The 6,956-nt window shown below is 53.6% G+C and carries 7 protein-coding genes; 3 read left to right on the plus strand and 4 right to left on the minus strand.

Annotated features, from left to right (window positions below; all coding sequences use genetic code 11):
- Positions 1-296: 296 nt before the first annotated feature.
- The 3 genes from QNK41_RS11570 to QNK41_RS11580 all read right to left on the minus strand — a co-directional run bounded on the left by QNK41_RS11570 (position 297) and on the right by QNK41_RS11580 (position 4,275).
- Positions 297-671: a four helix bundle protein gene (locus QNK41_RS11570; RefSeq protein ID WP_319256917.1), complete on the minus strand. Its 375-nt coding sequence runs from the start codon at positions 669-671 to the stop codon at positions 297-299.
- Positions 672-706: 35 nt separating this feature from the next.
- Positions 707-3,190, minus strand: coding sequence for a glycogen/starch/alpha-glucan phosphorylase (locus QNK41_RS11575; protein WP_319256919.1), 2,484 nt, complete (start codon positions 3,188-3,190; stop codon positions 707-709).
- Positions 3,191-3,462: 272 nt separating this feature from the next.
- Complete coding sequence (locus QNK41_RS11580) at positions 3,463-4,275, minus strand: GIY-YIG nuclease family protein (protein WP_319256921.1); 813 nt, start codon at positions 4,273-4,275, stop codon at positions 3,463-3,465.
- A 349-nt stretch (positions 4,276-4,624) separates the two neighbouring features.
- Here QNK41_RS11580 and QNK41_RS11585 point away from each other — a divergent pair, with 349 nt between their 5' ends.
- Complete coding sequence (locus QNK41_RS11585; RefSeq protein ID WP_319256923.1) at positions 4,625-5,014, plus strand: VOC family protein; 390 nt, start codon at positions 4,625-4,627, stop codon at positions 5,012-5,014.
- A gap of 7 nt (positions 5,015-5,021) precedes the next feature.
- Here QNK41_RS11585 and QNK41_RS11590 read toward each other — a convergent pair whose 3' ends face one another.
- Complete coding sequence (locus QNK41_RS11590; protein ID WP_319256925.1) at positions 5,022-5,654, minus strand: hypothetical protein; 633 nt, start codon at positions 5,652-5,654, stop codon at positions 5,022-5,024.
- Between the two features lie 170 nt (positions 5,655-5,824).
- Between QNK41_RS11590 and QNK41_RS11595 the strand changes: the two genes are divergently transcribed.
- A complete protein-coding gene (locus tag QNK41_RS11595; RefSeq protein ID WP_319256927.1) occupies positions 5,825-6,283 on the plus strand; it encodes an Hsp20/alpha crystallin family protein in 459 nt (152 codons plus the stop codon).
- Positions 6,284-6,310: 27 nt separating this feature from the next.
- Positions 6,311-6,715 carry an Hsp20/alpha crystallin family protein gene (locus tag QNK41_RS11600; protein WP_319256928.1) on the plus strand — a complete coding sequence of 135 codons (405 nt, stop codon included), beginning with the start codon at positions 6,311-6,313 and terminating at the stop codon, positions 6,713-6,715.
- The last annotated feature ends 241 nt before the right edge of the window (positions 6,716-6,956 follow it).

Here is a 6,956-nt window from a genome sequence, read left to right on the forward strand (position 1 = left end):
GCGCTGGCCGCAACGATGATTGCCGTGGATTCCCGCTCGCCGTCCGGCCCTGCAGTCGGTCCTTCACCCACACAAAACAACTCATATCCCCACAATCGACGGTTTTCGTCAAATATGGGCTGTCGGGCAATGGATACTGAATTGGAAAGGGATGACGGTTTTGATTCTTCGGGCATGTGGGTGGCCTCCTGATAGTGTAAACGATAGTTTGAGAAGCGAACCGCAGAATATCCAATGTTGAATATCGAATGTCGAAGGAATGGATCGCTACGCGATATCGATGGTGAAAAAGGGGATTAATTCTGCCTTTTCATGCTTGCTGTTTTTATGCTTTTTACAAAGATTGAGATTAGTTGATCGGTTTCATCAATTAAGGTGTCTAACCGAGAGGCTGGGTTGATAAGTTTTGCCTGGATGATGATCTTTAACCATACTTTGGATTCGCGCAGCTCTTTGAGACCAATTTTCATCTTGTGAAGGAAATCTGATAGTGATTCCGCCCCCTGGGCTTCACCGTAATTGGGTGCCGGAGCGGTACCACTTCGAATCAATTGCCCGCTGATATGGTTTCCGACCCTGGATTTGGGCAGGGCTTCTGCCAACTGAATGATTCTGACGGCAAACCCGATGAGCCTCTCTTCCAGATCGAAGTCATCCTTTACCTTCGACATTCTGCGGTTCCTGGTTGGACACTCGACATTCGCTTTTAATCTCCGACCGCTGTCAGCGGTTTCAACCCCCAGATGTTGTCGGCATATTCCATGACCGACCGGTCGCTGGAGAATTTTCCCATTCGGGCGGTGTTGAGGATCGATTTCCTGGCCCATTCATCCTTGTCCAAAAAGAGTTTGCTTACGGCTTCCTGGGCGGTCACATAAGCCCGGAAGTCGGCCAGCAGCATGTAATAATCCCCCCTGTGCAGCAGTGATTCCATAATGGGTGAAAAGAGATACGGGTCTTCCGGCGAAAAGTCACCCCGGCTGATGCTGTCAAGGGTTTGGCGCAGTTCGGCATCGCTGTCGGAGTAGCTTTGCGGATTGTATCCCCCGCTGCGAAGGGTGGAGACCTGGTCCGCCGTCAGGCCGAAGATGAAGATGTTTTCTTCGCCCACTTCCTCCATGATTTCGATATTGGCACCATCCAGGGTGCCGATCGTCAATGCCCCGTTCAGCGACATCTTCATGTTGCCCGTTCCCGAGGCCTCCATGCCGGCGGTGGAAATCTGTTCGGACAGGTCTGCCGCGGGGATGATCTTCTCTGCCTGGGAGACACAATAATTAGGCAGAAACACCACCCGCAGTTTTCCCTGGACCTCCGCGTCGCTGTTGGTTTTGGCGGCCACCGCATTGATCAGCTTGATGATGCGCTTGGCCTGGTGGTAGGCCGGGGCGGCCTTGCCGGCAAAGATGACGGTCCGCGGTACCATTGGTGCGCCGGGGTTTGCCCGGATACGATGGTACAGGGTGATCACGTGGAGGATGTTGAGCAACTGGCGCTTGTACTCATGGATGCGCTTGACCTGCACGGAAAACAGTGTGTCGGGATCGACGCCCACACCGATTTTTCTCAGTATATAACGTGCCAGCCGTTTTTTGTTGTCCCGCTTGGTTTTCATCCAGCGCTGGCGAAAGGCGGCATCTTCGGCCAGGGGTTCCAGTTCCCGCAGCCGGTCCAAGTCGGTGATCCACTCGGGGCCGATGGTGTCGTTGATCAGCTTCGCCAACGGCGGGTTGGCCTGGGCCAGCCATCGGCGGGGGGTGATACCGTTGGTGACATTGGTGAGACGGCCGGGAAAAAGGGTGTCGAAGTCTCTGAACAGCTCCTCCTTGATGATCTTGCTATGGAGCTCGGCCACGCCATTGACGGTGTGGCTGCCCACGATAGCCAGGTGGGCCATGCGGACCCGCTGCTGTCCGCCTTCGACAATCAGGGAAACGCGCTGCACAATGCCGCTGTCACCCTTTTTGTCGGCTTCGACCATGGTCAGGAAGCGGCGGTTGATCTCAAAGATGATCTCCATGTGCCGAGGCAGGATCCGTTGGATGAGGTCAACGGGCCAGGTTTCCAGGGCCTCGGGCAGTACCGTGTGGTTGGTGTAAGCGAAGGTTTTCTCGCAGATGGGCCAGGCGTCGGCCCATACCAGGCCCTCCTCGTCCATGAGCAGGCGCATGAGTTCGGGAATGGCGATGGCCGGGTGGGTGTCGTTGAGTTGGATGGCCACGAAGTCGGGCAGTTCGGAAAATGCCCGATTCATTTTCTTGTGTCGCCGAAGAATATCGGCAAGGGTGGCGGCCACGAAGAAGTACTGCTGTTTCAGACGCAGTTCACGGCCCTGCTCCATCTCGTCGCTGGGATAGAGGACGCCGGAGATATTTTCGCTGAGGACCTTGGCTTCGACGGCGCCGATGTAGTCGCCCTGGTTGAATTCATCCAGGTTGAACTCCCGGCTGGACTGAGCCCGCCACAGCCGCATGTTGGTGACAAAATCATCTCCGTAGCCTGGGACGAGGATGTCGCAGGCCATGGCCATGACCGTTTCGCCGTCGACCCAACGGTGACATTGGCGGCCGGAAGTATCGGTGTAGGTCTCGCTGCGGCCATAAAAGCGCACGGATCTTAAATATTCTCCCCGGCGGATTTCCCAGGGGGACCCTTTACGGGACCAGTTGTCGCACCGTTCACGCTGCCACCCGTTTTCGATCGTTTGGTGGAAAATGCCGTAGTTGTAACGGATGCCATAGCCGTAGCCGGGAAGGTCCAGGCAGGCCAGGGAATCCATGTAGCAGGAGGCCAGGCGCCCCAGACCCCCGTTTCCCAGACCCGCATCCCACTCCTCCTCTTCCAGCTCGTCCAGATCAAAGCCCATCTCTTCTACCGTTTGACGGACTTCGTCCACCAGCTTCAGGCTGATCAGATAGTTCATGAGAAAGCGACCCGGCAGGAATTCCAGGGAGAGAAAATAGACCCGTTTGGCCAGGGTGTCATATTGTGACCGCTGCGTACGGATCCATCGGTCGATGAGTCGATCACGAATGCTGTAGGCCAATCCCATAAAACAGGCATGGCGGTTAGGCTTTTCCGGGTCTCTGGCCATGGTAAATTTGATGTGACGCTTAATTTCATCTTTCAGCGTGATGCTTGAATTCAAGGCACTATGGCTGGCGCTGCTCGGTTCTGGATTCTTTGGCATGGGGTTATCCTCCTGGGAATTAAAGAAAACGAATGCCTGCATCGTTTATCGAAAAACGAATGATGGTCAGTGTCTACCCTGGGAGGGCTTAAAGGAGAGCCATGCAGACTGGAAAAACAGCATTCATGTGCGCGGTGCCTGTTTTTCTCCTGGGTGGTCATATGAATGGGCGAACAGGGAAGACATTTTTAAACGTTAACCCAATGTGGTCGCCAAATCAACGCTAATTCCACTCTCAGGCCAGCGTAATTGCCACCAAACCGTCTGTTTTCTCATTTTTCGTTGTAGCCGAACGCGATTGACTGCAGCACTTCTTTCCAATGCTCCGTTCTGGAAAGGATATAGTCCCTGCTTGCCTTCAGGTCGCAGATTTCGAGAATCGAAAACTGGAAATTGAACTGATAGTCACCCACCTCGCGGCTCAGCAGCCGTTGCAGGGTTTTGACCTCCCCATGGCCACTGATGGCAAAAGAGACCCATTGATGCCATATTGTGTCTCCGCCATGTGCGTTGCCGACAAAATGTTTGCCGCTATGGTTGTCCGTGACCAGGTAAACCCCGCTCACATTGCTCAATGCGGCCTTCCACTGCGGCATGTTCTTCCTCACGACGGTGCGTAGCATCCGGTAGGACAGATTAACCGCATTGTACCCCGGAAAGTCCGACACCCGCATCCGTTTTTCACGAATTTCAGACACCAGCAGCTTGTCGATATGCTTGGTACCGATCAGATGGGATGCGATAAATCGCTTGCGGAACTGAATCACCAGGCGACCCGTGAGATGCTCGACACCGGCCATCTCCTTGGTGCCATATTCGAACCAGCTATTTTCCCCCTGTTTGCGGTGCTTGACACCGAGCACCTGATACAGACCGGCAAACAGCCATTTGTCCTCATGCAGATGAATTAGAGAGATGATTTCATCGCATCTAAAATTCTGCTGGTTTTGATGTTCCTGCCACGCCTTGAACCGGCCTTCGAAGAAGGCCTCCAATGGGGAATCATCCCTGCCTGCCGCACAGTGGATTTTATAGCTGTTTAAATACACGCCGGCAATCTTGAGCAGATCGATGAATTTGATCATTTTGAGGCTCCAACTATACCCGGTTAATCGTAATCACCCTGTGACATCACTTGCACAGCCGAACAATTGTCCTCGATGACAATCGCCGATGTCGATCAAGACCGCGACATCTGAACCGTCAACGAAATGTCGCATGTTTGACCTAAAACGACGAGTCAATGCCATTAGGTTTGAGATTGGCTGCCCATCCCCGGCAAGGGAGACGCGCATTCCAAGGCCGTTGCGGTTCGACAATAGTCTGACAACGCAATCGTTGGTATCCAAATGCACTAAGCATGCCGTGCCTTGTGCCTGTCAATTAAAGTCGTCGGTATGTGCCGGTTGACACCTCCGGTCCGGTTGGCGTAGGTTGGCGCAGACAATACCGCAGGGACGAAATCATGCCATGAACATTCATCGCACCAACACGATTCTTTACTGCAACCGATGGGACGCCACGGTCAAGTTCTATCGCGACATGATCAGACTTCCGGTGCTTTTTCAAAAAGCGTGGTTCGTTGAATTCCAGTTGACCGACAACAGCTGCCTGAGCGTGGCCGATGCGGCACGCACGTCTATCGCCAGCGCCGGCGGGAACGGCATGACGCTGTCCTGGTTAGTGGAAGACATCGACGCCGTGCACGATCGAATGCTTGCAGACGGCATCGACGTCGGCCCCTTCATGGTCACGTGGGGTGCTCGGACTTTCTACCTGTTCGACCCAGAGGGCCACCGCATCGAGGTTTGGGCACGACCTTAACACCCTGCTAACGCTCAAACTGCACATCCATCTGATTCAGATTCTCCGGGTCAAAATCCTCTATCCCCTGGGTCCGCTCCAGAAAGTCCGCCATGGCTTTAGCCGCACCGGCATAAGTATCCATCGCCGATGCCATCCTGGCTGCGACCGGATCATCCTCTCCCAACTGGGAGATCATTTTTTCCAACAGTTGCAGGCCCTTATTCAAATGCTGCTGAATGCCGGAAAATGCAGCTTTCCGCATTTCGTATTTTTTTTGTTCGTTGTCGATCACCGGCAACAGCCGCCTTACCGAAAACTCCACCAGCGCATCGCGTGGCGCGTTGAATGCTCTTGAAATCTCATCCAGCAGGGAGAGGGACCTTCTGCTGATCACATAGGTTTTCTGGACCCGGTTTTCCGCCCCGACCCTCGCATTCTGAACCTCCTTTGCGATGGCGTTGAGGGAGTCGCTGTCCTGGGCCAGATGGTCGAACAGGGATTTTTGTTTGATGCCCAACTGTGCGGCAACGATGCTGATGGCCTCGATGCAGCCGGAGGATAGCTTGAAGGTCGCCCTTACCGATTGCCTGCCCCGAAGACCCGAACTGGTAATGAAGGTAAATGAACCGCTGTTATCTATCGTATTTTTCCGTGTCATTTCAGATCTCCGCAGGTGTCATTGGTATTAATGAATTACCTAATTCTAATTTATATTAAAAATAATGCAATAAAATAATTGTACCATAATATTGACAACGTTGATTCCATAAATATTGTTTGGTCAAAACAGACGGGCGGTTAAGACCCATAACAAAAGGAGGTATGGCAATGATCTACAGAACACTTTTCGGTGCCCCCAGTCGGCGTTTCGGTTCTTCCTTTGCAGACCTGGAGGGAATGCGGCATCAGATGGAACGCCTTTTCGAGACATACAGCGACCGGTCCCCCAGTCGCGCTGGAGCTGGGGTGTTTCCGGCGGTCAACATCACGGAAGATGCAGATGCATATTACCTCAGCGCCGAGCTGCCCGGCGTTAATTCAGCGGATCTTGACCTCAACATAACCGCCAATCAGGTGACCCTGGCTGGAGAACGCAAAATATCCGAAGAGGCGGAAGATGCCCGGTATCACCGCCGGGAGCGGGAAGCCGGACGTTTTTCACGGGCCGTTGCCCTGCCCGGTGACATTGATCCTGACAATGTCAAGGCCAGGATGGTGGACGGCGTACTGGCGGTGACCATCGCCAAGGCGGAAAAGACCAAACCCAGGCAGATTGCGGTTCAATAAACTGGAGGATGAAAGGAGGAACCGATCATGTCAGAATCCAAAGAGATGAAAGTCATCGAAAAACAGGCCTTGGCCTCACCTGCCGAGCAGACCAAGCCGGGCCCGGTGTTCACGCCCAACGTGGATATCTTCGAAACGGAAAAGGCCATTACCCTGCTAGTGGATATGCCCGGTGTGAAGGTGGAAGAACTGAATGTGGATCTTCGTGACGATACCCTTACCCTGACGGGAGATGTGCTCCCGAACGTTGGAACACCCGGTGAAAAGGTATACATGGAATATGAAACCGGACGCTACTACCGTCAGTTCTCTCTCTCCGAGGTTATCGCTCAGGAAAAGATCGATGCCAAACTCAGCGACGGGGTGTTGCGCCTGACCCTGCCCAAGGTGGAAAAGGCTACACCGAGACGGATTGCGGTTCAAGCCGGTTAAATGATTTTAACCTTGCCGGACCTCTTGGAGGATTCCGGCAAGGTTGCTTGAAAAAGATGAACATCGGTTAAGCTCAGGGCTCAAAGCTCAAAGCTCAAGGCTCAAGGTCGAACCCAGAGACCTGAGACCAGAACCCGGAAGGCGTAAGGCGTAAGACCAGAACCCAGAACTCAGAACCCATAAACCAGAGACCAGAACACGGAAGGCGTAAGGCGTGAGGCGTAAAACCCGAACCCAGAAC

It is taken from the genome of Desulfosarcina sp., from assembly GCF_033791525.1.
Taxonomy (GTDB): Bacteria; Desulfobacterota; Desulfobacteria; order Desulfobacterales; family Desulfosarcinaceae; genus Desulfosarcina.